At 69.4% G+C, this 2768-nt stretch carries 2 protein-coding genes and 1 pseudogene; all 3 read right to left on the reverse strand.

The genetic code is table 11. The features are described 5' to 3' along the window. Positions 1-1379, reverse strand: a 1379-nt coding sequence (locus tag D7V88_RS45355; RefSeq protein ID WP_147449104.1) for a DUF1565 domain-containing protein, incomplete at its 3' end; no start/stop codon positions are given. 14 nt (positions 1380-1393) lie between these two features. Next, complete coding sequence (locus D7V88_RS40420; RefSeq protein ID WP_120545816.1) at positions 1394-2353, reverse strand: hypothetical protein; 960 nt, start codon at positions 2351-2353, stop codon at positions 1394-1396. A 196-nt stretch (positions 2354-2549) separates the two neighbouring features. Continuing rightward, positions 2550-2768 (reverse strand): annotated as a pseudogene (locus tag D7V88_RS40425) (CpaF family protein); the annotation flags it as partial.

Raw genomic sequence — 2768 nt, forward strand, 5'->3', positions numbered from 1 at the left:
GCGGTGAACTGGTTGCGACCTTCCACAACGACGTTCGAGTCGATGAGCAACAGGGCAATGGATGCACCGCCCGCCATGCCTCCGCCTCCGCCTTCGCCACTGCAGCCTCCGGCACCTCCGCCACCTCCTGCGCCCGAGCCCGCCGCCTCGTGGTTACGCACCTGGAGGTCCGGGCAGCCACCTCCACTTCCGCCACCACCACCACCTGCTCCCGGAGTGCCACCCTTGCCCGGCTCGCCATGTTGAAGGGCATGGGCCATCCAGGTGCCAGCATCCAGTTGGAGTTGACCCAGGTCCGCGACCCCGGGTCGACCGGCCGCGCCTGCGTCCCCGTTCGTACCCTTGTCCCCCGGGAAGCCCGGGAGGCCGGTACACGAGCAGGTCTCCAGGACAGGATTGCACTCCAGGGATGCTCCCGCTCCACCATCGCCCCCCGCGCCTCCCCTGCTCGTGGGATTGCCACGGAATCCGGGGATGCCACCTGACCGGTTGATTCCATTGCCACTTCTCCCGCCACTCAGGTCGTCACCGGTTGCGCAAGAACTGGTGCCCCCGAAAACGCTATCGCCTCCCGAAGTGCTGTTGGTTATTGCCGGATTGCCGTCATCCCCCTTACCTCCGGCGGCGCCTGATCGGCCAATCGCGCCAGCCTGACCTTCGGCTCCAAATCCCGCTTCCAGGGTGATCTGCCGCAACTGTATTTCGGGTGTTCCAATGACCCGGAGTGCGATGGAGGCCTCACCCGCGTCGTTCGCATTCGCGGACACGATCTGCAGACCCTCTAGCAGCACCCCGCCGTCCGTCACGTCGCGCACCGTGAACGCCAGCGGTCCGCCGTCAAAGGTCGTGCTGCTCCCACCGGCCTTGAACCGCTCCCAGTAGGGCCTTCCATTGCCCTGCCACGTGTAGCCACCGTAGAGCGACACGGGTATGTCCACCACCGTCGCTGCCTCGTTGTACGTGCCGGTGCCCAGGTACACGATCGTGCGTCCCGTACCGCCATCGCGAATCAACTGGAGCGCCCGGTCCAGGGTCTTCACGGGGTGTGTCTGCGAGCCGTTGTTGTCGTCGTTGCCGCCCGACGGATCCACGAAGAAGCCCGCGCTTGCCACACCATCCACACCGTCGCAGTCCAAGTCCTGGCCTGTCAGGTCGGGGTAATCCACGCCCGCGTCGACCACGGGACCACAATCGGGAATATCCACCGGCCCACTGTCCACACCGCCGTCCTCCCCGCCATCCGCCACGCCCCCATCAGGCTCGCAGCGGCCCTCGGCCACGCACTTCTCATAGGCCGCGTCGAAGTCCTGGCATCCGCCCACGCTGAGCACCGCACCGAACACCGCGCCCAGCGCTCCGACCTTCCAGATGTTCCGCATGGTTCTCCCCGAACTCACTGCCACGTCCCGGCGACGCTGAGTCCACCGCCCTGGGGCGTGAGCGTCACGGACGGCTGAACGGAAGTCTGCTTCGACGGCAGGAAGTACATCAGCGCGCCCGTCACCACCGCCGCCGCGCCCACGCCAATGCCCACCACGCCAATCGTCTGCGAGCGCTTGCCGGAGTCCCGCGCCGCATCCGCTTCGGCCAGCGTCTGGAACTCGTTCTGGTCCAGGTCGGTGAACTTGCTGCGCGACTGCACCAGGAACACCGTGCCCACGCCCGCAAGCACCACGCCACCCGCCGCCGGCACCCACGCCCACTTGCGCCGCCCCGGCGTCTCCACCTTGGGCGAGTCACTCAGGTCCACCCGCGTGGGAGGCTCCACGCCCGGCGAAACGCCCGCCGTCCCTGGCTGCTTGTCCCCCGGCGTCACCGTGGGCGGCTGCACCACCACGGTCGGCGGCGGCGCCACCGGCTCCGGACGCAGCACCCGCAGCGTGCGCGGCACCACCACGTCGAGGGACTTCGTGAGCGCGTCCAACACCTGGTCCTCGGTGACGCCCGGCACCGACTGTTCGACGAGCGGCGCGCCGTCATGGGCCGTGTACACGCGCACGCCCGCCTTGTACGCGTTGAGGTAGGGACCCACCTCCGTCACCATCACCACGTCCGTCTTCGCCGCCGTGCCCAGCGACGCGATGCAGGAGGGCTGCGTGCGGTTGCAGCGCATCATCGCTGCGCGCTTCTTCTTGGGCAGCGTGCGCGTCACATCCTCCACGCGGATCACCTCCAGGCCCCGGGCCTTGAGCTGTTCGGCCACGTGCTCCTGGGCGGTTCCGATGAGGTAGCGGGGCGTGCCACGCGCCACGTCCGTCGGTGCCAGCAAGACGGTGAGGGGCTTCGCGGAGGAGGTGGTCGCGGGCGCCTGGGCGACCACCAGGGTGAGCGCGGCGAGGAAGGGGATCAACACGGGACCACTTTCTCCCCGAGCCGACCGCGTCGCAAGGTCCCGCTTCGTGGAAGCCGTGCAGAAGCCACGGGGTGGGACAGGGCCCCACCCACCTGGGGACGACCGGGATGTCCGGCGTCGGGCGTCCCGCGCGGATGCATCACGTCACCCCGGCCCGGGAGACCTGGAGGGTCTCCGTCGCGCCATGCGGACGATCCTACCGGCGCGGACGTTCGGGCGCGGGACGGATCTGCGTCTTCTCCGACGTGTTCATCTCCGTGCTCTGCCCCCGCTCGTCGTCGTCGTCCTCGTCGTCGGGCGGGGGAGGCGGACGGCGAGGCGGCGCCGCGGCCGTGCGCACGTTGTTGGACGCGGACGGGACGGACCTCGCGGGGGACGGCGGCGGACGTCGCGGCGGCGGGGTGGTGTGCCGGGG

The sequence above is a fragment of the Corallococcus terminator genome (assembly GCF_003611635.1).
GTDB lineage: Bacteria > Myxococcota > Myxococcia > Myxococcales > Myxococcaceae > Corallococcus > Corallococcus terminator.